Below are 23417 nucleotides of genomic sequence, written 5' to 3'. Positions count from 1 at the left end.
CCTCGCCGCCGGGCGGCCGAGTAGTCTCGGCGGTGTGCGGATCGCTACTTGGAACGTGAATTCGGCGAAGCAACGGGCGCCGCGACTCCTGCCCTGGCTGGAGCAGCGCCGTCCCGACGTGGTCTGTCTCCAAGAGACGAAGCTCACCGACGAGGCGTTCGCGGACTTGTTCGCGGAGCCGCTCGGGGAACTCGGCTATGAGTTCGCACACGCCGGCCAGAGCGCCTGGAACGGAGTGGCGCTGTTGTCGCGGATGGGGCTGACCGACGTGCGGTTCGGGTTCACCGGAGCCCCGGGTTTCCCGGACCTCGAGGCGCGGGCGATCAGCGGGGTGTGCGGGGGCGTACGCGTGCACAGCCTCTATGTGCCCAACGGCCGCGTTCCGGATTCGGATCATTACGCGTACAAGCTCCAGTGGCTGGCCGCCCTGCGCGACGTGGTCGCGGCGGACGGGCCGGACGTGTTGCTGTGCGGGGATTTCAATATCGCACCGACCGATGCCGACGTGTTCGACCCGGCCGCATATGTGGGGCACACGCACGTGACACCGCCGGAACGGGCGGCGCTCGAGGCGTTCCTGGCGCTTGGGCTGGTGGACGTTGTGCGGGTGCGCTGGCCGGAGGAAGCCGTGTATTCCTATTGGGATTATCGCGCCGGCATGTTTCACAAGAACCTGGGCATGCGGATCGATCTGATCCTGGCGAGTGCGCCGCTCGCTGCTCGCGTCGAGGCAGCCTGGATCGACCGGGAGGCGCGGAAGGGGAAAGGCCCCAGCGATCACGCGCCGGTGATCGTCGATCTCGACGAGGCACCCGACGGGGACATCGGGCCCATGATCCCGCCGCCGTCGGCCAAACCGGCGAGATCCGGATCGGTGCGCTTGCCGCAGGAGTGACGGCCACCCATTTCTGTCGTGGCCGCGTGGAAGAATGGCCGATGTGAATCGAGTCGTGATCATTGGTGGCGGACCGGGTGGATATGAGGCGGCCCTGGTGGCCCAGCAGCTGGGTGGTCAGGTGACACTGATCGACACGGATGGGCTGGGCGGATCGGCGGTGCTCACCGACTGCGTGCCGTCGAAGACACTGATCGCGACCGCCGAGGTCATGATGACCGTGCGCGGCTCCGAGGAACTCGGGGTCCGCATCGGCGACGACGCGCCCGGGAAGGGTCTGCACATCGACCTCGACACGGTGAACAAGCGGGTGCTCGCCCTCGCGGCCGCGCAGTCGCACGACATCCACGAGAAGCTCCAGGCTGAGGGCGTCACCATCGTGCGTGGCCGTGGTCGCCTCAATGGCGTCGACGAGGTCATCGCCGACACAGCCGAGGGGGAGAAGAAGTTCCCGGCGGACGCGGTCCTTATCGCGACGGGCACCCATCCGCGCGAGATGCCGACGGCTCAGCCCGACGGGGAGCGGATCCTGACGTGGACCCAGGTCTATGACCTCACCGAACTCCCGGAGCACCTGATCGTGGTCGGCTCGGGTGTGACCGGTGCCGAGTTTGCGAATGCGTACGACGCGATCGGCGTCTCCGTCACCCTCGTCTCCTCCCGCACGACCGTTCTGCCGGGGGAGGACCCCGACGCGGCGCGCGTGCTCCAGGACGTGTTCGAGCGGCGCGGGATGAACGTGCTGTCCGAGGCCCGGGCGGAGTCGGTCACCCGGGACGGTGATTCGGTGACCGTGCACCTGGCCGATGGCCGCAGCGTGACGGGATCGCATTGTCTGATGGCGGTGGGCTCGATCCCGAACACCAAGGACATGGGGCTGCCCGGAGCGGGGGTCAAGCTGGACGAGCGAGGCTATGTGATCGTCGACAAGGTGTCGCGGACGACGGCCCGGGGGGTGTACGCCGCGGGCGACTGCACCGGGGTTCTCGCGTTGGCCTCGGTCGCTGCGATGCAGGGCCGGATCGCGATGCGCCACGCCCTCGGTGACGCCGTGGCGCCGCTGGACACGGGCGTGGTGTCGTCGAACGTGTTCACGTCACCCGAGATCGCGACGGTCGGCATCACGCAGGCCCAAGTCGACTCCGGCGAGGCCAGGGCAGTGGCGATCACACTGCCGCTCGCCGGAAACGCGCGCGCCAAGATGCAGGGCATCCAGGACGGTTTCGTCAAGCTCTTCTGTCTCCCGCTGACCGGCATCATCGTCGGGGGCGTGGTGGTCTCTCCGCACGCCAGCGAGTTGATCCACGCGATTTCGCTTGCCGTGTCGGAGAAGATCACCGTCGACAGCTTCGCCAAGGACTTCACGGTCTATCCGTCGCTTTCGGGATCCATCGCCGAGGCCGCGCGACGCTTGCACGGCCACTCGACCGACCAGGTCGGCAAGCAGATCCACGTCTGACCATGAGCACGGCGAAATCGATCGGATCGGGTCGGCGAGCGGACTCCGCCGCGACGGTGGACGGCGTGCCCGCGTTGCGGCCGCCGATCGTGCGGTTGCCGAAGATGGGCCCGCAGGCACACAATCCGGGGCATCATGACGCGACGCCGGCCGAGATCCGACGTGCGCTCGACCTGATCGCCACGACCGAGACGGTCGCGGTGCTCACCGGGGCCGGCATGAGCACGGATTCGGGGATCCCCGATTATCGCGGTCCCAGTTCCCCACAGGCGACCCCGATGCTCTATGACGAGTTCGTGACCTCGGCCGAGAACCGGCGGCGCTATTGGGCGCGGGCGTTCAAGGGCTGGGCCCGCATGGGCCAGGCCCACCCGAACGCGGCGCACGAGGTGCTGGCCCGGCTCGAGACCCACGGCCGCGTGCGGGGCGTGATCACCCAGAATGTCGACGGACTGCACGAAGCCGCCGGCAGCGCCAACCTCATCGCGCTGCACGGACGGATCGCCGACGTGGTGTGTCTGGGGTGTGCGGCCGTGACCAGCCGAGCAGCGTTCCAGGATGAGCTCGCGCGGCTGAATCCCGACGCGGCACTCGATCCGGAGGCGGGCCACGCCGAGCTGCGGCCGGATGGTGACGCGGTGGTGTCGGACTGGCAGGGCTTCGTGTTTCCCGACTGTCCGACCTGTGGCGGCATTCTCAAGCCGGACGTCGTGTTCTTTGGGGAATCCGTGCCCAAGCCGCGGGTGCAGGCATGCTTCGACATCGTCGAGGCCGCTGACGTGCTGCTCGTCCTGGGTTCATCGCTGACGGTGATGTCGGGGCTGCGGTTCGTGCACCGTGCGGTCAAGGCCGACCGGCCCGTGGTGATCGTCAACCGCGGCGAAACCCGGGGCGATCAGCTCGCCACGATCAAGCTGAATCTGGGGGTCGCGGAGTTCCTGACGGCGATGGAGGCACACACGGTGTCGGTGTGACCCCGCGGGCGGGCTCAGTCGAAGAATCCGCCGAACATGTCGCCGATGCCTTCGCCGAGATCGCCGATGCCGTCACCGATGCCTTCGAACATGCCACCGATGCCTTCGCCGATGGCCCCGATGCCCTCACCGACACCCTGGAACAGGTTGCCGCCACCGAACAGGAGGCCGCCCAGCATCATGCCGGTGAGCATGTCCGAACCGCGCCAGTTGTTGTAGTAGCCCTGTGCGTACGGCTGATAGGCCGGGCCACCCTGCCAATAGGGCACGCGCTGGGCGCCGACGGAAACGGTTCGGATATAGGGGTCGGCGCCGACCTTCACGCGCTCGGCGTCCGCGGCGCACGCCGGCACCTCGCGCGGGGAACCGCCGGGAGGGGCCCAGGACACGTTCTCGGTCGACGGCCCGTGCTGGGGGTTGAAGAAGCACGGCGGACGCTTCTGGGGGAGCGGGCGACCGGCCACGCGGGCCTTGACGCACGCGATCGCATAACGTCCGTCCTCGAGGATCTCCGTGACGTGCTTGATCTCGTCGGGCTTGGTCACCGCATCGAGGGAGGCCTTCGCGTCCTCATAGGCATCCAGCGCGCGGGCATAGTCCTGTTGCATGGCCTCGTCGAGGGCGTGACCGGCGACGTCGGTGTCGAGCATCTGGAGCTCTTCACCGAACTTGGTGACATCCTCGTCCGCGACCTTCTTGACCGCCGAGACCTGGGATTCCAGCTCGGCCCGCTGACGCTGCTGTTGAGCGAGCGCGGCGCGTCGGCTGACCAGGATGCCGCCTCCGATGACGAGCACGGCGACAAGAACGACGATCAGGAATTCACCCATGGGATCCAGTCTGCCACGCGGAATCGAGCGCGACGGGCTGTGGGCAATGTGGTCCGGACCCGGACGCTCAGTCGTCGTCCTCGTCGGTGTCCAGGATCTCGCAGAGGATGGAGCCGGCCGTGACCGTGGCACCGACCTCGGCGTTCAGGCCTTGCACCATGCCGCTGCGGTGGGCATTGATCGGCTGCTCCATCTTCATGGCCTCGAGCACGAGGATCTGGTCGCCCTCGGACACGATCGCTCCGTCCGAGACCGCCACCTTCACGATCGTGCCCTGCATCGGCGAGGTCAGCGAAGTCGTCGAGGCCTCCTTGGCCTGGCCGCCTCCGCGTCGGCGTTTGGGCGGTTTGCGGTTCTTGCCACCACCGATGCTGCCGAGGGTGCTGGGCAGCTTGACCTCGATGCGCTTGCCGTTGACCTCGACGACGACGGAGGTCTTCTCGTCCTCCGCGGCCACCTCATCATCGGCCGGAGCTCCGGCCCAGGGCTCGATCCGGTTGTCGAACTCGGTCTCGATCCAGCGGGTGTGGACGCCGAACCGGCCGTTGCTGCCGATGTAGGCAGGGTCGTTGAGCACCACCTGATGGAACGGAATGACCGTGGGCATGCCGTCGATCCGGGTTTCGGCGAGCGCGCGTCGCGAGCGCTGGATTGCCTGCTCACGGTCGGCTCCGGTGACGATGATCTTGGCGACGAGGGAGTCGAACGATCCCGGCACCGTCATTCCCTTGAGATAGCCCTCGTCCACGCGCACGCCCGGCCCGGTGGGCACGGCCCAATCGGTCAGGGTGCCCGGTGCCGGCATGAAGTTGCGACCGGCATCCTCGGCGTTGATGCGGAACTCGATCGAGTGACCACGGACCTCGGGGTCGTCATAGCCGAGCGCCTCGCCGTCGGCGATGCGGAACATCTCGCGGACCAGATCGATGCCGGTGACCTCCTCGGACACCGGATGCTCGACCTGCAGCCGCGTGTTGACCTCGAGGAACGAGATCGTGCCGTCCTGGCCGACGAGGAACTCGCAGGTCCCCGCGCCGACATAGCCGGCTTCGGCAAGGATGGCCTTGGACGCCGAATACAAAGTCTCCATCTGCTCATCGGAGAGGAACGGCGCCGGTGCCTCCTCCACGAGCTTCTGATGCCGGCGTTGCAGCGAGCAGTCTCGGGTCGAGACCACGACCACGTTCCCGTGCTGGTCGGCAAGGCATTGCGTCTCGACGTGCCGCGGTTTGTCGAGGTAGCGCTCGACGAAGCACTCACCTCGTCCGAATGCCGTCACGGCCTCGCGGGTGGCGGACTCGAACAGCTCACGGATCTCCATGCGGTCACGAGCGACCTTGAGGCCGCGACCGCCGCCGCCGAAGGCGGCCTTGATCGCGATCGGGAGGCCGTGCTCGTCGGCGAAGGCCACGACCTCGTCGGCGTTTGCCACGGGGTCCTTGGTGCCCGGCACGAGCGGTGCACCGGCACGCTGGGCGATGTGGCGCGCCTTGACCTTGTCGCCCAGGCCGTCGATCGCCGACGGCGGCGGGCCGATCCAGATCAGGCCGGCATCGATCACGGACTGGGCGAAATCGGCGTTCTCGGCGAGGAAGCCATAACCCGGGTGGATGGCGTCGGCGCCGGAGCGTTTGGCGACATCGAGAATCTTCGAGACATCCAGATAGGTATCAGCCGGCGTCGCGCCATTCAGCGCATAGGCTTCGTCGGCCAGACGCACGAAAAGGCTGTCCGCGTCGGGATCGGCATAGATCGCCACACTGCCCAGGCCCGCATCGGCGGCGGCCCGGATCACGCGGACGGCGATCTCACCACGGTTTGCGATGAGTACCTTGCTGATTGCCACGGAAGTCCTCCCCTGGATGTGCTATCCCACCGGAGTCTAGGGCGACTGGACCCCGCGTGGGGGTCAGGTCAGCCAACAGTCACGTTGCCTGCGTCACTCTGCCGACGTTGCGGGCGTCACCCGACAGCAAGAGCGCGGCCCCCCGATCCCAGGATCGAGGGGCCGCACCTGCCCGTGAGCGGGTGTTCAGGGTCAGCGTCACTCGCGTCCGACAGCCGCCTCCTCGGCGTCCTGGTCCTCACGCAGAGGGCTGCCGGATTCGACATCCGCGCCACCCTTTTTCAGCGACCAACCGGTGAGCAGACCCACCATGAACACGCCGATGGCCAGCGCACCGACCGCGAAGACCACATCGCCAGGGGTCCGCAGCCACCGAATCACGGTGAGGATCGGCGTGTACAGGAACTCGGAGGACCGTGCGTACCAGAAGCCATGCTCCATGCTCGCCCAGGCCTGCGCGAGGCCCAGGGGGAGGAGGCTGAGCAGGGCCATGAGCAGCAGGCCGCCGTTCAGGCACCAGAACCCGATCGCGATCGGCTTCTCGTTCCATTCCTTGCCCGGCATGAGCGACCGGACACAGAACAGCATCAGGCCGATGCCGAGCATGCCATACACACCGAAGAGCGCGGTGTGACCGTGCAGCGGGGTCAGATTGAGGCCCTGGACATAGAACAGCGAGATCGGCGGGTTGATGAGGAAGCCGAAGACGCCCGCGCCCAGTGCGTTCCAGAAGGCGACCGACACGAAGAAATAGATCGCCCATTTGTACCCGGCGACCCAGTCGTGGACCTTCAACAAGCGCATGTTGCGGAAGGCCTCGAAGCCGACGAGAGCCAGCGGCACGACCTCGAGCGCGCTGAACGTCGCGGACCACGCCATCACGACGTCGTTGGACCCGGAGAAATAGAGGTGGTGCCCGGTGCCGATGATGCCGCCGGACAGGAAGATGACCGTTGCGGCGAGGGTCGCCGTGGCCGCCATGCCGGGACGCAGCAGGCCGAGGCGGACCAGCAGGAACGCGATCACAACCGTGGCGAAGACCTCGAAGAAGCCCTCCACCCACAGGTGCACAACCCACCAGCGCCAATATTCGGTGATGGAGAGATGGGTGTCATGGCCCATGCCGAACGCCGCCCCGAAGAAGCCCGTGATGGCGACGCAGGACATGATCAGCATGAGGATGAGGGTCCGCTGCCCACCGGCGGCGAGCGGTGCCTCCTCGGTCGGGTGATTGCCCTCGGGAGTCTTGGCGCGCTTGAGCGCCGGCCACATGGCGCGCACCATCAGCAGCAACCAGATGACCAGACCGGCGAACAGGCCGATCTGCCAGGTCCGGGCGAGGTCGAGGTATTCGTATCCCGTCGTGCCCAGCCACCAGTTCATCGGCTTGCCGTAGCCCATGCGACCGGTGATCGACAGCCACTGGCCGATCATGGAGCCGAGGACGACAACGATCAGGGCGCCGAACAGGACGTTCACCCCGAGCCGCTGGAACTTCGGTTCCCGGCCGCCGACCGCCGGGGCGACGAACAGGCCGGTCGCCAGCCAAGCGGTGGCGATCCAGAAGATGCCGAGTTGGGTGTGCCAGGTCCGCACGACCGCATACGGCAGCCATTCATCGATGGGGATGCCGTAGAGCGCGCCGCCCTCGACACCGTAGTGGGCGGTCAGGATGCCCATCGCGATCTGGAGAACGAAGAGGCCGCCCACGACGAAGAAGTACTTGAGCGTGGCCTTCTGCGACGGAGTCGGCTTGTAGCCCAGCAGCGGATCCTTGGTCGGGATGTCCTCGCGCAGTTCACCGTCGTCGGCGTGGAGATTGTGATACCACACCAGCCCTGCGATGCCGAGCAGCAGGAGGATGATCGAGATGATCGACCAGAGAATGTTGGTGGTGGTCGGAACGTTGTCGATCAGGGGCTCGTGCGGCCAGTTCTGCAGATAGCTCACGTCGGAGTCGGGAGCGTTGGTTGCGGCCGACCAGGAGGACCACCAGAAGAACGCGTTCATCTGGCGCATCAGGTCGGGGTCGCTCAGTGTGTTGGCAGGGATCGCGTACTCGACATGGCCCTGGGCGAAGATCTGCGCGTAATAGGCCGAATTGGCCTCCCACGCCGCCACCCGGACCGGCGCGATCGTCACGGCCCCAGTGTCCGCGTCATACGTGTTGGTACGCAGCGTTGCCTTGAGCCGTGCCTTGTAGGCAGCCTGCTGCTCGACGTCGAGGGAGTCGTAGCCGCCGGGGCCGGCGTACTCATCAAGAATGAACACCGCCTCGCGGTGGAGCCAATCCGCGGACCAGTCGGGCGCAACATACGCACCATGTCCCCACACCGAGCCGATCTGCTGACCGCCGATCGACTGCCACACCTTCATTCCGTTGATGATGTCGTCGCCGGTCATGAGCTGGCGGCCGTCCTCCGCCACCACCCGGTCCGGCACCGGCGGCTTGTGCTGATTGATCTGCTGTCCCATATAGAGCAGGACGCCGAACGATCCGACCAGGACGACTATGAGCGCGACCCACCATCTCAGGTCCCGTGCCGGGAGCCTGCGCCGCGATGTCGCAGGCTGACTTGTCAAGGCCATGACAACTCCTTTAATCACGCTTATTCCGTGAAAAAAAAGGTACGCCCGGGGGATGACCTTGGCAAGCATTTCGGATAAGAGGCACTGCCGCGTGACCCGAAAGTACGCCTTGCGCGGGAGTGCGGCACCTAATTCTCCGAAAATTCCTTGCGTGTCGGAGGAACTGGGACGCGACGGTCAGGCCTTGGCAGAGAATCAGGAACGATCGGGACGAGGGCCGAGATCGGGTTGGCCTGCCTAGGCTGTCCACATGCGTGCTTTCGCCCTCGTCGTCGTGCCTGCCGTCCTGCTGAGCGGGTGTGGACTCATCGGAGGAAGTTCCGGTGAGTTCGAGGTCGAGGGCGAGAGCTATCGGGCGAGCCGCGTGGAGTGCGGGCGCACGGATGGCCGGATCGTGGCCACCCTCACCGCCGGCGCTGCGGCCATGCAGGTGGTGATGACCGACGGGCCCGAGGCGACCGTGGAGGCGATCCACGCGGGGCAGCGCGGCGGGCCGGCACTGCTCGAGATGGCTGACGGCACTGGTCAGGCCGAGGTGGTGCGCACCGAGGACAGGTTCGAGCTGTCCGGTGTGCTCGTCCACACGCAGCACTCACAGAACGCGCCCGTCGGCAAAGAGGAGGAGTTCACCGCCTCGTTCACCTGCGGGCGCTATTCGGAGGGCTGAGACGGGTCCGGAACCGGACCGATCAGAAGAAGATGCCGAGCGCGAGGGTCACGACCCAGAGGAAGCCCACGATCTGCAGCGCACGATGGTTCAGGACGACGTCCTCGGGCTCACCGGCGTCACCGCGATCGACCTCCAGCGCATACTGCAACAACCCGATCGTCAGCGGAATGATCGAGATAACGAGCCAGGGGAGACCCCACAGGCCGCCGCCGGGCGCGGGCGTGCCGGGCGCCGCGCCGCCACCGATCGCCCAGAGGCAATAGGCGACGAGCGTGACCGCGGCGGACAGGTGCCACGCGAACCGCAGATAGGAAACCGTGTATTCCTTCAACGACTTCCGCGTGCCCGCGTCCGAGCCCAGGACAACCATCTCGGAATAGCGCTTGCCGGCGACCATGAACAGCGAGCCGAAGGCCGCCACGAGGAGGAACCAGGCGGAGATGTCGATGGCCGAGGCGACGCCACCGGCAATCATGCGCAACAGAAAGCCGGAGGCCACCATCGCAAGGTCGATGATCGGCTGGTGCTTGAGGAACTGTGTGTAGAGCAGCTGCAGCACCAGATAGACGACCAGGACCACGCCCAGCATGGGGGCGGTGAAGAAGCCGATCGCGAGGCTCAGCGCACAGGTCACGGCAGCGAGGACATAGGCCGTGCCGACCTTCAGCTCGCCGGCGGCGATCGGACGGAAGCGCTTCTTGGGGTGGAGGCGGTCCTCCTCCACGTCCTTGGCATCGTTGAGGAGATAGATGGTGGCGCTGATCAGCGAGAAGGCGACGAATGCCAGGAGGGTGTTGATCAGGACCTGGACATAGTCCTCATTGCCGCGGGTGTGGAACCCGGCGGTCAGGGGAGCGGCGAAAACGAGGACGTTCTTCACCCACTGGCGCGGGCGCATGGCGCGCAGCCACGCGGGCAGATAGGTCTTCGGCGGCAACTGCCGGCTCGGAAGCACAGGGTGCTGTTCAGTACTCATGACGATCCTGAGGCTAGCCGACTACCGTGGGCCGGGTGCTGCGCCGTGCCGTCCCGCGAATCCTGCTCTCACGCGTCGCTGCCCGTCTGTCGACCGCGCTCTTGATCGTCGTCGTGCTGGCAACGGTGTCCGCCTGTGCCGGAGGAGGAGCCGCCTCGCCACCCCGTCCGGCGCCGTCGTTCAGAACGGTCGCGGTGCCGCCGGGCGGCGTGAGCCTCGCGCAGTTGGGCTTTCAGCACGGTCCCGTCGGGGCGATCACGGTCCCCGAGGATGCCCGGACCGGGCTGCGCGTCGACCAGCCGAACATGGTCACGATGACGTTCGTGGCGCCCGCGGGCGAGGCTATCGGTGCGTGGTTGCGCGGGCATCTCGCCGAGGGTGGGTTCCGCCTCACGGCGGAGAGCGCTGAGGGTCTGGTGTTCGAGGGGCACGCCTGGGCCGGCGCGTTCACCGTCAGCGGTGAGGGTTCGGCCCTCACCCTCAGGCAGTCGCCGGGCGCTGCGTGACGGGGTCAGTTCGGCGTTGACCACAGCTCGGGCCAGGAGATCCCGAGCTCGGTCAACAGGTCCCGCAGCAGTGGCAGGCTCAGCCCGACCACGTTGTGCGGGTCGCCGTCGATGCCGGCGATGAACGGGCCGCCGAGTCCGTCGATGGTGAAGCCACCGGCGACGGCCAACGGCTCATTGGTGGCCACATAGGCACGAATCTCCTCGTCGCTCAGGTCGGCGAACCGGACCAGCGTCGAGCCCGTCGCGGTGACCTGGTGCACCCCGCGGTCCCGCAGGATCACGTGGTGGCCGGTGTGGAGCACGCCAGTGCGTCCGCGCATGAGTTGCCACCGGGCGACCGCCTCCTCGGCGGAGGTGGGCTTTCCGAAGGCCTTGCTCTCGAACTCCAGCAGCGAGTCGCAGCCGATCACGATCACCGGCTCGTGACCGGCCAGCTGCTGGCTGACGACTTGGGCTTTTCGCTCCGCCAACAGGGCAGCCAGGATGACCGGTCGCCTCGCGGTGACACCTTCCTCGTCGACCCCGGAGACCATGACCTCCGGCTCGACCCCGGCCCGCTGCAGGGTCTGCAGGCGCGCGGGGGATGCCGAGGCGAGAACGACCCGGATCACTCGGTTCATCAGTAGCGGCGACCGCCGCCCAGGAGGCCACCGAGCAGGTCGCCGAGAATGCTGCCACCACCCTGCTGCTGGGCAGGACGCTCGGCGGGCGCAGGGTCGTCGAGCGGAATCGTCTGCGGCGCAGGGTCCGAACCGGCGGACGGGCCGGACGGCGACTGCGGCGCGGGGCGCTGGAACTCGCCTCGCTGGGGCGCCGGCGCGGGCGCGGGCGCCTGGAAGCCACCACCGCTGCCACCGCCCAGCATGTCGAGCAGGATGTCCGGCAGGCTCGGGGTGCGCTGCTGTTGCTGGGCCTTCGACTGGCCGCCACCGGTCAGGCCGTCGAGAATGTCACCGAGGATGCTGCCACTGCCGCGGCCGGCACCGCCCGGCGCTCCCGCACGGCCCTCGGTCAGCCGCTTGGCGAGATAGGCCAGGACGATCGGCGCCAGATAGCGCATCAACTTCTGCACCATCTCGTTGTTGCCACCGGCCAGCTGCGAGCCCAGGCGCTGGGTCACCTGCGGCGTGTTGTCACCGAACACATTCTGGACAATCGCGTCACCATCCGCGGTGTCCACCCGGTCCAACTGAACGCCGCCGTCCAGGAGGGGCGAGTTGGCATGGTCGTTGAGCGCGGTGGCGAGGGATCGGGCGCCGGCGTTGTCGTCGGCATTCGCCGACATGCCGCCGATGAGGGCCGGGATGAGCTGGCGGGCCATCTGCTCGGCTGTGGCCGGATCGGTGCCCACCTGGTTGGCGAGCTGGCCGAACGGGATGGAGTTGAGGATCTCCTGCACCGCGTCCACGGCGACTCCTTTCGCTGCGCCGGCCCCGGTGGGCAGGCAGTGCAGTTACGGTAGCGAATCGCCTGTGCCCGTGCGACACCGCGTCGGCGGTCAGTGGTCGATGTCGCGCCAAGCCCCCGGACCCGGGTACGCCGCACCCCGCAGCACGCGCGTGTAGGACCGCCAGCCACCGACGCGCGGCCGGTCGGAGCGCCGGACCTCCGGGCCGTCGGCGGGCGACGCGGCGGCTGCGGTCAGCACCGTCACGATGGCCGCGAGTTCCTCGGCCGTGGGGGAACCCGACACCACCGTCACGACCGGCGGGTGACTGACTGAATCGCTCATCACAACCTCACAGCGGGATGTTGCCGTGCTTCTTGGGTGGCAAGGACTGTCGCTTCGTGCGCAGCAGCCGCAGCATGCGGATGATCTCGTAACGCGTCTGATGCGGATAGATCACCTGGTCGATATAGCCACGTTCGGCCGCGACATAGGGGTTGGCGAGTTCGTCGTCATAGGCCTGCATGAGCCGAGCACGCTCGGTATCGGGATCGGACGATCCAGCAAGTTCCTTGCGGTAGAGAATGTTCACCGCGCCCTGAGCGCCCATGACCGCGATCTGGGCCGTCGGCCAGGCGAGGTTGACGTCGGCGCCGAGATGCTTGGACCCCATGACGTCATAGGCGCCGCCATAGGCCTTGCGGGTGATGACCGTCACGAGCGGCACGGTCGCCTCCGCGTACGCATAAATCAGCTTGGCGCCACGCCGGATGATGCCCGCATGCTCCTGGTCGACACCCGGCAGGAAGCCGGGCACGTCGACGAACGTGAGGACGGGAATGTTGAACGCATCACAGGTCCGCACGAACCGCGCGGCCTTCTCGGAGGCATCGATATCGAGACAGCCTGCATAGTGCAGCGGCTGGTTGGCGACGATGCCGATCGAACGCCCCTCCACGCGGCCGAACCCGGTCACGATGTTCGGCGCGAACAGCGGCGAGGTCTCCAAGAACTCGTCATCGTCGAGAACGTTGGTGATGACGGACTTCATGTCATATGGCTGATTGGGGGAATCCGGGATCAGCGTGTCGAGCAGTCGGTCGTGCTCGGTGACCTGCAGGTCGTCCTCGTCGTCGCCATAGAGCGGCGGATCCTCGAGGTTGTTCTGCGGCAGATAGCTGAGCAGGTCGCGCACGTAATCGATCGCGTCCTCCTCGTCCGCCGCCAGATAGTGCGCGTTGCCCGACTTGGTGTTGTGCGTGCGGCCGCCGCCGAGCTCCTCCATCGACACGTCCTCGCCGGTGACCGTCTTGATGACGTCCGGGCCGGTGATGAACATCTGGGAGGTCTGGTCGACCATCACCACGAAGTCGGTGAGCGCCGGCGAATAGACATGCCCGCCCGCGGCTGCACCCATGATCAGGGAGATCTGCGGGATCACGCCCGAAGCAATGGTGTTCCGCTTGAAGATCTCCCCATAAAGGCCGAGCGAGACCACGCCTTCCTGGATGCGGGCACCGCCGCCCTCGTTGATGCCGATCAGCGGGCATCCCGTCTTGAGGGCGAAGTCGATGATCTTGACGATCTTCTCGCCATAGACCTGTCCCAGCGACCCGCCGAACACGGTGACGTCCTGGGAGAACACGCACACCGGGCGCCCGTTGATCGCGCCGACGCCGGTGACGACGCCGTCGCCGTAGGGGCGGCGCTTGTCCATCCCGAACGCGGTCGACCGGTGCCGGGCGAACTCGTCCAGTTCTGCGAACGATCCCGGGTCGAGGAGCAGGTCGATGCGCTCCCGGGCGGTCAGCTTGCCCTTGGCATGCTGCTTCTCCACTGCGGCGGCCGACCCCGCGTGCACTGCTTCGTCGGTGCGCCGGGCGAGGTCTGCGAGTTTGCCAGCCGTGGTGTGGATGTCGATCTCCATAGTGGGCAGCGTAGCGTCGGGGACACCGGCTCGCCGGAACGGCCACAAATCTCCGACGTGGGATGCGGCACGTTTCTGCCGTGGCGAGGCGTATCGGCCCCTCGGGTAATCTCGGGGACCGTGCCCGCAACCCCGCCCCCCGACGCCGCTGCCCTCACCGCTGACCTCGTGGGGGCCGGCTCGCCGTGGACCTCGGTGACCGTGCTGGCCGCAACCGGGTCCACCAACGAGGACCTGTCCGCCGCCGCCCGTCGCGGCGCCGCAGACGGCACGATTCTCATGACCGACAACCAGACCGCAGGACGCGGCCGTCTTGATCGGGCCTGGACGACTCCGCCGGGTGTTTCGGTCGCCACCTCCGTGCTGCTCCGGCCGGTCGGCGTCCCTGTCGAACGGTGGCCGTGGCTGTCCCTGATGACCGGACTCGGGCTCGTGGACGGGCTGCGGGTGGCCACCGGTCTGCCGGTCGGGCTGAAGTGGCCCAACGACGTGCTGGTCGCGGACCGGAAGCTTTGCGGTCTGCTCGCCGAGCGCGTCGAGACCCCGACCGGGCCCGCGGTGATCCTCGGCTTCGGCATCAACGTGTCCATGGACCGCGACGAGTTGCCGGTCGACACCGCCACGTCCCTGCGGTTGGAGGGTGCCCAGGTCGACAAGACCGCACTCATGAGCGAGGTCCTCCGGGCACTCGCGGCGGCGTACTCGCTCTGGCGCGAAGCGCCCGACCAACTCGCGGTCCGCTATGCCGAGCGCTGCGTGACGATCGGGCGGCACGTGCGGGTGCAACTCACCGACGCGGAGATCACCGGCACCGCGGTCGGCATCGACCCGGCGGGTGGATTGCGGGTGGAGACGCCCGAGGGAGTACGCACGTTCTCCGCCGGCGACGTCGTCCATCTGCGTCGCGTTCCCGACCAGATCAAAGACCGCTGAGTTCCGTCCTCGGCAACGAGGACGCGGGGGAAGCCGGGCGTGTCGTTTACGCTGACGGGGTGACGATCCCTCTCGAACAGACCACTCCGGCACAGCAGGCGCCGGGGCTGTTCACCCAACTCTTCCGCTTCACCGTGACCGGTGGGTTCTCGGCGATCGTCGACTTCGGCTCCCTGCTGATCATGACGCACCTGATCGGGCTGCCGGACAACATCGCCAAGGCGATCTCGTTCGTGCTGGGGACCACGACGGCCTATGCGATCAACCGCCGCTGGACGTTCAAGGCCGCGCCGTCGACGCGCCGTCTGGTCGCCGTGTGGGTCTCCTATCTGCTCACGTTCGCGCTGCAGGTCGGGCTCTATGCCCTGACGCGGCCGTGGCTTATGGACCACGTCGACTATCCGACCGCGCAGCTCATCGCGTTCGTCATCGCGCAGGGCGCGGCGACGATCTGCAACTTCGTGATCCAGCGCTGGGTGATCTTCCGGCTGATCTGATCAGACCCGCGACAGGAACGCGGCGACGTCGTGGAGCTCGTCCACCGCGATCGTGTGCCCACGCTGGTAGTAGTGCCGCTCGACGTCGAAATGCTCATCCAGCCACGGGATGCTGCGCTCGCGCTTGTCGGTGGCGATCACGTCGTCCTCGTGGCCGATGCCCTGGAACAGGGGCAGTCGCCGTTCGGCGAGCTCCGCATCGCGGGGGAGGTCGCCGTTGTGCACGAAGCTCGACAGGTGGCACACGGACGCGAAACGACCCGGCTGCAGGCGGGTGAGTTGCACAGCGACCGCGCCGCCCTGTGAGAACCCGAACGCATGCACGCGCGCGTACTCCCGCTCCAAAGAATCCAGCCAGCCCAGCACCAAGCCGGCCGACCGATCGATCATCGTGTGATCGGTGCTGTCGACCGCAGGGTTGAATTCGAACCAGGCATAGCCGCCGAACGGACTCGTGGCCGGGCCCCGCAGTGCGGCGACAGTCAGCTCGCGGGGCAGATATTGCGCCACGCTGAACAGGTCCCGCTCGTCCGCGCCGAAGCCGTGCATGGCGATGACGAGCTCGTCGCCGGTGCCTTCCCGCCACAGCACCGCACTGTTGTCGATCTGGGTCATGGTTCTCCTGTCGGTCCGGCCACACATTATCGCGGGCGGACCGCCACCGTCCGTTCCGGTCGGCTGACATCCGCCCGGTGGCCTCCGTGCTATCTGTCAGACTGTCGGGGTGTCAGAGCCCCGAACTTTTGTGGTCGGCATCGTTGGCGGCGGCCAGCTGGCCCGGATGATGTACGCAGCGTCCGTGCGTCTCGGCATCACCGTCCGGCTGCTGGCGGAGGGGCCCGCGGTGAGCGCCGCCCAGGTGTGCCATGACGTGGTCGTGGGGGACTACACGGATCCCGCAACCGTGCGGGAATTCGCGGCGGACTGTGACGTCATCACGTTCGACCACGAGCACGTGCCGACCAGCATCCTGCGGGACCTCGAGGCGGCCGGCATCCAGGTGCGTCCGGGCCCCGCTGCGCTGATCCACGCCCAGGACAAGGCCGTCATGCGCGAGCGCCTCAGCGGTGCCGGCGTCCCGTGCCCCGCCTGGCGGGTCGTCGCGCATGCGGCCGACCTGCAGGAGTTCGCGGCTGCTCAGGGCGGATATCCGGTGGTCGCCAAAGCCGCGCGCGGTGGCTATGACGGCAAGGGTGTCTGGAAGATCGACTCCGACGAGGACGCGGAGGAACTGTTCGCGGGCATCACCGATGGCGTGCCGGTGGTCGCGGAGGAGTTCGTCGACTTCGACCGGGAACTGTCTGCGCTGGTGGTCCGTTCGCCGTCCGGGCAGGCCGTGGCCTATCCGATCTCCGAGTCGATTCAGACCCACGGCATCTGCACAGAGACGATCACGCCCGCGCCGGGTCTCACCGCGGACCAGGCGGTCGATTTTCAGCGCCTGGCGCTCGGCGTCGCCCATGACCTCGGCGTTGTCGGGATGCTGGCGGTGGAGCTGATGCAGCGCAAGGACGGCAGCGTCGTCGTCAACGAACTCGCCATGCGCCCCCACAACACCGGCCACTGGACCCTGGACGGATCCCACACCTCCCAGTTCGAGAACCATCTGCGCGCCGTGCTCGACCTGCCGCTCGGCGATCCCACGACCCGGGCACCGTGGACGGTGATGGCCAATGTCCTCGGCGGCTCGGTCGCCGATCTGCCGTCCGCCCTGCTGCACTGTTTCGCTCGTGACCGGCGGCTGCGGGTGGAGTTGTATGGCAAGGAAGTCAAGCCGGGCCGCAAAGTCGGTCACGTGAACACGTTCGGTGACGATCTCGACGAGGTCCGGCGCCGGGCCCACCACGCCGCGAACTATCTGATGGGGATCGAGGACCATGACTGACATCGGCAAGGAGAACACCGATCGTGGCGGCAGCACCACCGGTTGGGGACGACGAGGCATCGGGCGGAATGCCGAGGCGCGGGTCGGCATCGTGATGGGCTCGGACTCCGACTGGCCGACGATGCAGGCGGCGGCCGAGGCACTCACCGAGTTCGACATCCCGTTCGAGGCCGACGTCGTCTCGGCCCACCGGATGCCGACCGAGATGATCGACTATGGCCGCACCGCGCACGAGCGCGGGCTGGAGGTCATCATCGCCGGCGCAGGCGGGGCGGCGCATCTGCCGGGGATGCTGGCGGCCGTGACCCCGCTGCCGGTGATCGGTGTGCCGGTCGCGCTCAAATATCTGGACGGCATGGACTCGCTGTTGTCGATCGTCCAGATGCCGGCAGGCGTGCCGGTGGCGACCGTCGCTGTCGGCAACGCCCGCAATGCGGGCCTGCTCGCCGTCCGCATTCTCGCCGCCGGGGATCAGGCGCTGACCCGGCGGATGCTGGAGTTCCAGGAGGATCTCAAGCAGGCCGCTCACGCCAAGGGTGAGAAGGTGCGCGCCGCCACCGGACGGAACTGACGACCGTGGGCCGGGTTCTGACGGGCGCGGGCTTCCTGTTCCGCGGACTGGGCATCGTGCTCTCGCGCCCGAAGCTCTTCGGCTTGGGCATGGTGCCGCCGCTCGTCACCTCGGTGCTCATGGTCGTCGGGCTGGTCGTGCTCGGGCTGAACCTGGATTCGATCGTCGGTGCGCTCACCGGTTTCACCCAGCAGTGGGGCACGGCGGGGACCGTGGTGCGCGCGATCATCGGCGTGGTGGTGTTCCTCGCCGCGATCCTCGTCATGGTGCTCACCTTCACCACGATCACGCTCACGCTCGGTGACCCGATCTATCAACGGATCTCCCGGCGGGTGGACGCCGAACTCGGGCCGCTGCCGCCGGAGCCGGACGAGGCCACGGGCGCGATGATCGCTCGATCGCTGTCCCAGGCGGTTGCGACGGTCGGGCTCTCGGTGCTGGCCGCGGTCGGTTGTTTTCTCGTCGGGCTGGTTCCGGCCGCCGGGGCGGCCCTGGCCGCGGTCGCGTCGGCCCTCACCGGTGGCCGGTTGATGGTCCGTGAGATCACCGGACCCGCGTTCGAGCGTCGCGGGCTGTTGCAGACCGCCGACCGGCGGCCCGTGCTCAAGGGCAACGGCGCGTTGGCGTTGGGTTTCGGCGTGCCCACGTTCTGGTTGTTGTCGATCCCGGGGGTGGCGGTGCTGGTCCTCCCCGCGGCTGTCGCCGGGGCGACGCTGTTGGTCCGTCGGATGCTGGGCGAAGGGACTTCCCCGGACCCTCGCGAACATTAGTGACTGGCCAGTAATATCGGGGCGTGAGCACCTTCGATGACATGTATCGCCCGACCGAGGACCACGAGATGTTCCGCGCCGCGATTCGCGAGATCGCGGAGGAGAAGATCGCTCCCGCCGCGGCGGCGGTGGACGAGAACGCGGAATTCCCGGCGGCGGCCTATGCCGCGCTGAAGCAGGGCGATTTTCACGCGCCGCACATTCCCGAGGAATACGACGGCGTCGGAGCCGATGCGCTCGCGACCGTGATCATCATCGAGGAGGTGGCCCGTGCCTGTGCCTCCTCCTCGCTCATCCCCGCGGTCAACAAGCTGGCCACGTTCCCCTTGTTGTTGGCCGGATCGGACGAGCTCAAGCAGGCGTACCTGCCGAAGGTCGCCCGCGGCGAAGGACTCATTTCCTATGCGCTTTCGGAGCCCGATGCCGGCTCCGACGTGGCCGGCATGAAGGCGCGCGCCGTGGCCGACGGCGACGACTGGGTGCTCAACGGGACCAAGGCGTGGATCTCGAATGCCGGAGAGGCTGAGTGGTACACGGTGTTCGCGGCCACCGATCCCGCGGCGAAGTCCCGCGGCATCTCGTGCTTCGTGGTGCACAAATCCGACGAAGGGGTGTCGTTCGGCGCCAAGGAGAAGAAGCTCGGCATCAAGGGATCTCCCACCCGTCAGGTCATCCTCGATTCGGTCCGGATTCCGGGCGACCGCCTGGTCGGCGAGGTCAATCAGGGCTTCGTCGTGGCGATGAAGACCCTCGACCACACGCGCATCACGATCGCGGCGCAGGCCGTTGGCATCGCCCAGGGCGCTCTGGACTTCGCGCTCGGCTATGTCCAGGAGCGCAAGCAGTTCGGCCGGCCGGTGGCCGACAACCAGGGCGTTCAGTTCATGCTGGCGGACATGGGGATGAAGTTGGAGGCGGCGCGACAGTTGACGTACGCCGCAGCCTGCCGGTCCGAGCGCAATGATGCGGACCTCACCTACTTCGGCGCCGCTGCGAAGTGTTTCGCCTCGGACGTCGCGATGGAGATCACGACGGACGCGGTGCAGCTGCTGGGTGGTTATGGGTACACGCGGGATTATCCGGTGGAGCGCATGATGCGGGACGCCAAGATCACCCAGATCTATGAGGGCACCAATCAGATTCAGCGCATCGTGATGGGGCGCCAGCTGTTGCAGGGGCTTCCGCGCAACCGCTGAGTCCGTCGGGATCTGACCCGTGGGGCGGGTCAAAGCACGAGGGCCCCGGACCGGCGTCCGGAGCCCTCGCTCACAGCAACGTCATTCGACGACGCGCATGTTGAAGTTGACGGTCGTGCCCTCGATGGAGGTGACGTTGACGTCGACCTTGTGCTCTTGGCCATCGACGACCATCGTGCACTGCATCGTCTGACCGATCTCGCCCTTGAGGTCCTCGGGGCAGTCGACGCTTTCCACCGTGCCGTTGATCTGCTCCCCGAGGCGAGTCTGAATCGTTTGCTCCACCGTGCTCTCGTCGACGGTGAGTGTTGTCGAGCATCCGGTGACCGCGAGCGTCAGTCCGGTGAGGGCGGCTGCACCGCCGAGCAGAAGCGAGCGGAACATGTCGGAACTCCCTTGTTCGGGCCACCCGGCGGCGGCCAATGCCATGCCAGACGTCCCGTGGGCACGCTCGGTTCCCACGGTCGACCCCGATGTCACCCGGACTGCGGATGAAGGGTTGACGGCCGAGTCGCCTATTCGCCGGGGAGCTTGCTGAACCGCCCCAATTGCGAGGTATCGCCAGCCGCGATCTCGGCGAACATCTCCGCGGACTTCTCCTTGTCCCAGATCATCGAGGAGCCCGCGCTGGTCGTCGTGTTGGCGCTCGACACCGGCACCATCACGGTGTAGCCCTCGCCCCTGCCAATGCGCATCATCGGCAGCGCCAGGCGGGCCAGCGTGGCCATCCCCGTGTCCTGGTCGGTGTTGATGGATTCCGCTGCGCCGGTGTTGATGCCCCACCAACGGAACGGATTCACCAGCGTCATCGGTGACGCGGCCTTCTTGACGACCCCGGCCACCATCTCGCGTTGGCGCTGCATGCGGCCGAGATCGCCGAGCGGGTCCGCATAACGCATGCGCACATAGCCGAGCGCGGTCGGGCCGTCCATGGTCTGGCATCCGGCGGGGATGTCCAGTCGGGAGTAGTGGTCCTTGATCGCGGTCTTGGGACACATCTCTATGCCGCCGAGCGCATCGATCACATTGACGAACCCACCGAAGCCGATCTCTGCGTAGTGGTCCACCCGCAGCCCTGTGTTCTGCTCGACGGTCTGGATGAGCAGCGGGGCGCCGCCGAAGGCGTACGCCGCATTGATCTTGTTGCGCCCGTGACCCGGAATCGTGACGAAGGAGTCGCGGGGGATCGAGATGAGCGCGGGCTTCCCGAAGGTCGGGACGAACAACAGCATCATCGTGTCGGTGCGCCGGCCTTCGATGTCCCCGGTGCCGAGACGCTTCCGCTCCTCGGCGCTCAGCCCTTCCCGGGAGTCGGATCCGACCAGCAGCCAGAGCGTGCCGGGCTGTTGTGACGGCCGCTCGCCACCGGTCGGCATCGCGTCGACCTTCGTCGTGTTCGTCCAGGCATAAACGGGTGTGCCGATGAGGAACACCAGCCAGGCGAGCACCAGCACGGTGACGAGCCGGAAGAAGTTCCGCACCGGTCGCCGCCGCCGTGTCCGGCGCTGGGTCGGCCGAGCCGCTGGGCGGGCCGACCGCGCGGACCGTGCTTCGGGTGCCGGGGCGGGGGCGGGGGACGGTCGGGCCGGTTGCCGTCGGGTGGCCTGCTCGGCGGGCCGCGGCGGCGGCGCGGGCGTCACCTTGCGGCGTGCCCGGCCTTCGTCCGGAGGTGTCGACTCCCGGAAGGACATTCTGCGGCGACCGTCCGGTTGCGATTCCGGACGCGTCCGCTCGGGCTCGTCGCCCCCATCGGAGCGATAGAGCCAGTCCAGATCATCGTCTCGGCCGGGTGCCATGGATCCAAAGGTAACCGGGCAGGCGGTCCCGTGCACCTTGTCGCCACTTGGTAACGGTCGGCGTGGCGCGCGGACTGTGTTTCGGTGCCGCTTCATACTGAAACGACCCAGCAAAGGGTGCTTCCTTCCCCCTCGCAGCACCGAAAGGCCCGACAGTGGCGAACTCCCGGACCGATCGCAGCAGCACTGTGCCCAATTCGGGGGCGCGTGAACAGCAGGCGAAGCCCTACCGTTCCGCTGCCCAGATCCGCAGCGACCGCCTGCGCCTTTGGCGTGGCTTCGGTCGGGTGGTGATGACCCTGCTGGTCCCCGGCTCGGCACAGTTGCTGTCCAGGGAGAAGAAGATCGGCCGCTGGGCCATGCGGATCTGGGCCGGAATCGTGGTGAGCGTGCTCGCTTGGATCCTGCTGCTGTTCCTGAACCGCACCGCGGCGGTCGCCATCGTCACCTTCAAGCCGGTCACGATCCTGATCACGTTGGTCCTCGCGCTGGGCGGAATCGGTTGGGCGGGCCTGCTGCTGCACGCCTGGAAGCTCTCCAACCCGATCGCGTTGCAACCGAAGCACCGGCTCGGTCTCGGGGCGTTCACGCTGGCGCTGGCGCTCGGTCTGTCGGGGACGGGGCTTGCCTCGGCGTCGGTGGTCAACGCGCAGAGCGACTTCATCGGCAGCGTGTTTGCCGGCGGCGGTGACACCCAGGTCAAGCAGGGTCGCTACAACGTGCTGCTGCTCGGCGGCGACGCGGGCGCCGGCCGCGAGGGGTTGCGGCCGGACTCGATCCACGTCGCGAGCGTTGACGCCAAGACCGGGGAGACCGTGCTCTTTTCCCTGCCGCGCAATCTGGAGGATTTCTCCTTTCCGGCCTATTCGCCGATGAGCAAGCACTATCCGGACAAGTTCACCTGCCCGGACCACGCCTGCATGTTGAACGCCGTCTACACCGCCGCCAGCGAGAAGCCCGGTCTTTATCCCGGCGTGCGGGACCCCGGTGCGATCGCCACGGCCGAGGCGGTCGAATGGATCACCGGTCTGGACATCAACTATTACGTGTTGATCGACCTCGACGGCTTCAAGGCCCTGATCGACGCCGTCGGCGGGATCAACCTGGACATCATGAAGCCGGTGCCGGTCGGGGGCGGTTCCACTGCGGTTCACCGCTATATCGAGCCCGGCACGAACGTCCACCTCAACGGCCAGGACGCCCTGTGGTTCGCCCGTTCTCGGCATGACTCGAATGACTACGAGCGCATGGCCCGGCAGAAGTGCGTCATGAACGCCATGCTCAACCAGCTCGATCCGCTCACGGTGACCACGAAGTTCACCGAGATCGCCGGCGCGGGCAAGCAGGTCCTGAGCAGCAACGTCCCCGCAGGCGAGATGAACCGGTTGATGGATCTGGCGATCAAGGCGCGGGAGACGAAGGTGCGGTCGGTGTCGTTCGTCCCGCCGATGATCTATCCGGGTGCTCCGGACTTCCACGTGATCCGCACCACCGTTGCCGAGCGCATCGCGGCCTCCGAAGGGGTGCCACCGGCTCCGGTCGAGGAGCCCGAGGCGGCAGCACCCGCCCCGGCGAGCGGTCAGGCTCCCGCCCCGGCCCAGCCCCGCGGCCAGGCCCCGGCCAGGCCTCCGGTGCCCGCGCCCGCCTCGACGAACCCGGCCGACACCGACGACCTCGGGGTCGTCTGCCGGGCGGCCTGACCGCGGG

At 67.5% G+C, this 23417-nt stretch carries 23 protein-coding genes; 12 read left to right on the top strand and 11 right to left on the bottom strand.

Translation table 11 applies throughout. The features are described 5' to 3' along the window. The first annotated feature begins 34 nt into the window (after positions 1 to 34). Genes ACQ260_RS05820 through ACQ260_RS05810 form a run of 3 tightly spaced genes read left to right on the top strand, consistent with a single transcriptional unit; the run spans position 35 to position 3328 of the window. Complete coding sequence (locus ACQ260_RS05820; RefSeq protein ID WP_432558475.1) at positions 35 to 895, top strand: exodeoxyribonuclease III; 861 nt, start codon at positions 35 to 37, stop codon at positions 893 to 895. A 34-nt stretch (positions 896 to 929) separates the two neighbouring features. Further along, on the top strand, positions 930 to 2354 hold the full coding sequence (locus tag ACQ260_RS05815) for an NAD(P)H-quinone dehydrogenase (protein WP_432558474.1): 1425 nt from the start codon (positions 930 to 932) through the stop codon (positions 2352 to 2354). A gap of 2 nt (positions 2355 to 2356) precedes the next feature. Beyond that, positions 2357 to 3328 (top strand): NAD-dependent protein deacetylase, encoded by a 972-nt coding sequence (locus ACQ260_RS05810; protein WP_432558473.1) that lies wholly within the window; start codon positions 2357 to 2359, stop codon positions 3326 to 3328. A 14-nt stretch (positions 3329 to 3342) separates the two neighbouring features. On the opposite strand, the gene ACQ260_RS05805 is transcribed toward ACQ260_RS05810, so the two are convergent. From ACQ260_RS05805 to ACQ260_RS05795, 3 genes are all read right to left on the bottom strand, one after another. Next, the gene (locus ACQ260_RS05805) at positions 3343 to 4158 is read right to left on the bottom strand and encodes a hypothetical protein (protein WP_432558472.1); all 816 of its coding nucleotides are present in this window, start codon (positions 4156 to 4158) and stop codon (positions 3343 to 3345) included. Between the two features lie 67 nt (positions 4159 to 4225). Beyond that, complete coding sequence (locus ACQ260_RS05800) at positions 4226 to 6004, bottom strand: acetyl/propionyl/methylcrotonyl-CoA carboxylase subunit alpha (RefSeq protein ID WP_432558471.1); 1779 nt, start codon at positions 6002 to 6004, stop codon at positions 4226 to 4228. A gap of 198 nt (positions 6005 to 6202) precedes the next feature. Continuing rightward, positions 6203 to 8593, bottom strand: coding sequence for a nitric-oxide reductase large subunit (locus tag ACQ260_RS05795; protein ID WP_432558470.1), 2391 nt, complete (start codon positions 8591 to 8593; stop codon positions 6203 to 6205). A gap of 250 nt (positions 8594 to 8843) precedes the next feature. On the opposite strand from ACQ260_RS05795, the gene ACQ260_RS05790 reads away from it, so the two are divergent. After that, a complete protein-coding gene (locus ACQ260_RS05790; protein WP_432558469.1) occupies positions 8844 to 9260 on the top strand; it encodes a lipoprotein LpqH in 417 nt (138 codons plus the stop codon). A gap of 22 nt (positions 9261 to 9282) precedes the next feature. On the opposite strand, the gene ACQ260_RS05785 is transcribed toward ACQ260_RS05790, so the two are convergent. Further along, complete coding sequence (locus ACQ260_RS05785) at positions 9283 to 10239, bottom strand: decaprenyl-phosphate phosphoribosyltransferase (RefSeq protein ID WP_432558468.1); 957 nt, start codon at positions 10237 to 10239, stop codon at positions 9283 to 9285. 35 nt (positions 10240 to 10274) lie between these two features. On the opposite strand from ACQ260_RS05785, the gene ACQ260_RS05780 reads away from it, so the two are divergent. Next, positions 10275 to 10745, top strand: a complete 471-nt coding sequence (locus ACQ260_RS05780) for a hypothetical protein (protein WP_432558467.1) — start codon at positions 10275 to 10277, stop codon at positions 10743 to 10745. Between the two features lie 5 nt (positions 10746 to 10750). On the opposite strand, the gene ACQ260_RS05775 is transcribed toward ACQ260_RS05780, so the two are convergent. From ACQ260_RS05775 to ACQ260_RS05760, 4 genes are all read right to left on the bottom strand, one after another. Continuing rightward, complete coding sequence (locus ACQ260_RS05775) at positions 10751 to 11368, bottom strand: Maf family protein (protein ID WP_432558466.1); 618 nt, start codon at positions 11366 to 11368, stop codon at positions 10751 to 10753. Next, positions 11368 to 12156 (bottom strand): DUF937 domain-containing protein, encoded by a 789-nt coding sequence (locus tag ACQ260_RS05770; RefSeq protein WP_432558465.1) that lies wholly within the window; start codon positions 12154 to 12156, stop codon positions 11368 to 11370. The genes ACQ260_RS05775 and ACQ260_RS05770 overlap by 1 nt, the downstream gene beginning before the upstream one ends. A gap of 90 nt (positions 12157 to 12246) precedes the next feature. Then, positions 12247 to 12480, bottom strand: a complete 234-nt coding sequence (locus ACQ260_RS05765) for an acyl-CoA carboxylase subunit epsilon (RefSeq protein ID WP_432558464.1) — start codon at positions 12478 to 12480, stop codon at positions 12247 to 12249. Positions 12481 to 12487: 7 nt separating this feature from the next. Next, positions 12488 to 14062 carry an acyl-CoA carboxylase subunit beta gene (locus ACQ260_RS05760; RefSeq protein WP_432558463.1) on the bottom strand — a complete coding sequence of 525 codons (1575 nt, stop codon included), beginning with the start codon at positions 14060 to 14062 and terminating at the stop codon, positions 12488 to 12490. 120 nt (positions 14063 to 14182) lie between these two features. On the opposite strand from ACQ260_RS05760, the gene ACQ260_RS05755 reads away from it, so the two are divergent. Together ACQ260_RS05755 and ACQ260_RS05750 are read left to right on the top strand one after the other, a co-directional pair. Beyond that, a complete protein-coding gene (locus ACQ260_RS05755; RefSeq protein WP_432558462.1) occupies positions 14183 to 14995 on the top strand; it encodes a biotin--[acetyl-CoA-carboxylase] ligase in 813 nt (270 codons plus the stop codon). Positions 14996 to 15054: 59 nt separating this feature from the next. Beyond that, complete coding sequence (locus ACQ260_RS05750) at positions 15055 to 15492, top strand: GtrA family protein (RefSeq protein WP_432558461.1); 438 nt, start codon at positions 15055 to 15057, stop codon at positions 15490 to 15492. Here ACQ260_RS05750 and ACQ260_RS05745 read toward each other — a convergent pair whose 3' ends face one another. Beyond that, positions 15493 to 16107 carry an alpha/beta hydrolase gene (locus ACQ260_RS05745; RefSeq protein ID WP_432558460.1) on the bottom strand — a complete coding sequence of 205 codons (615 nt, stop codon included), beginning with the start codon at positions 16105 to 16107 and terminating at the stop codon, positions 15493 to 15495. Positions 16108 to 16216: 109 nt separating this feature from the next. Between ACQ260_RS05745 and ACQ260_RS05740 the strand changes: the two genes are divergently transcribed. The 4 genes from ACQ260_RS05740 to ACQ260_RS05725 are packed head-to-tail and all read left to right on the top strand — an operon-like array spanning position 16217 to position 19914. Next, the gene (locus tag ACQ260_RS05740; protein WP_432558459.1) at positions 16217 to 17377 is read left to right on the top strand and encodes a 5-(carboxyamino)imidazole ribonucleotide synthase; all 1161 of its coding nucleotides are present in this window, start codon (positions 16217 to 16219) and stop codon (positions 17375 to 17377) included. Continuing rightward, positions 17370 to 17948, top strand: a complete 579-nt coding sequence (gene purE, locus ACQ260_RS05735; RefSeq protein ID WP_432558458.1) for a 5-(carboxyamino)imidazole ribonucleotide mutase — start codon at positions 17370 to 17372, stop codon at positions 17946 to 17948. The genes ACQ260_RS05740 and purE overlap by 8 nt, the downstream gene beginning before the upstream one ends. Before the next feature lie 5 nt (positions 17949 to 17953). Continuing rightward, the gene (locus ACQ260_RS05730; protein WP_432558457.1) at positions 17954 to 18718 is read left to right on the top strand and encodes an EI24 domain-containing protein; all 765 of its coding nucleotides are present in this window, start codon (positions 17954 to 17956) and stop codon (positions 18716 to 18718) included. A 41-nt stretch (positions 18719 to 18759) separates the two neighbouring features. Beyond that, the gene (locus tag ACQ260_RS05725; protein WP_432558850.1) at positions 18760 to 19914 is read left to right on the top strand and encodes an acyl-CoA dehydrogenase family protein; all 1155 of its coding nucleotides are present in this window, start codon (positions 18760 to 18762) and stop codon (positions 19912 to 19914) included. An 81-nt stretch (positions 19915 to 19995) separates the two neighbouring features. Here ACQ260_RS05725 and ACQ260_RS05720 read toward each other — a convergent pair whose 3' ends face one another. Next, a complete protein-coding gene (locus ACQ260_RS05720; protein WP_432558456.1) occupies positions 19996 to 20298 on the bottom strand; it encodes a DUF4333 domain-containing protein in 303 nt (100 codons plus the stop codon). Positions 20299 to 20429: 131 nt separating this feature from the next. Then, positions 20430 to 21710 carry an LCP family protein gene (locus tag ACQ260_RS05715; RefSeq protein ID WP_432558455.1) on the bottom strand — a complete coding sequence of 427 codons (1281 nt, stop codon included), beginning with the start codon at positions 21708 to 21710 and terminating at the stop codon, positions 20430 to 20432. 188 nt (positions 21711 to 21898) lie between these two features. On the opposite strand from ACQ260_RS05715, the gene ACQ260_RS05710 reads away from it, so the two are divergent. Beyond that, entirely contained in the window at positions 21899 to 23410 is a 1512-nt protein-coding gene (locus ACQ260_RS05710) for an LCP family protein (protein ID WP_432558454.1), read from the top strand. Positions 23411 to 23417 lie beyond the last annotated feature (7 nt).

It is taken from the genome of Ammonicoccus luteus, from assembly GCF_050880385.1.
In the GTDB taxonomy this organism is placed as follows: Bacteria; Actinomycetota; Actinomycetes; order Propionibacteriales; family Propionibacteriaceae; genus Enemella.
The sequence above is the reverse complement of the archived record's forward strand: the minus strand, read 5'-3'. Positions and strand labels throughout refer to the sequence as shown.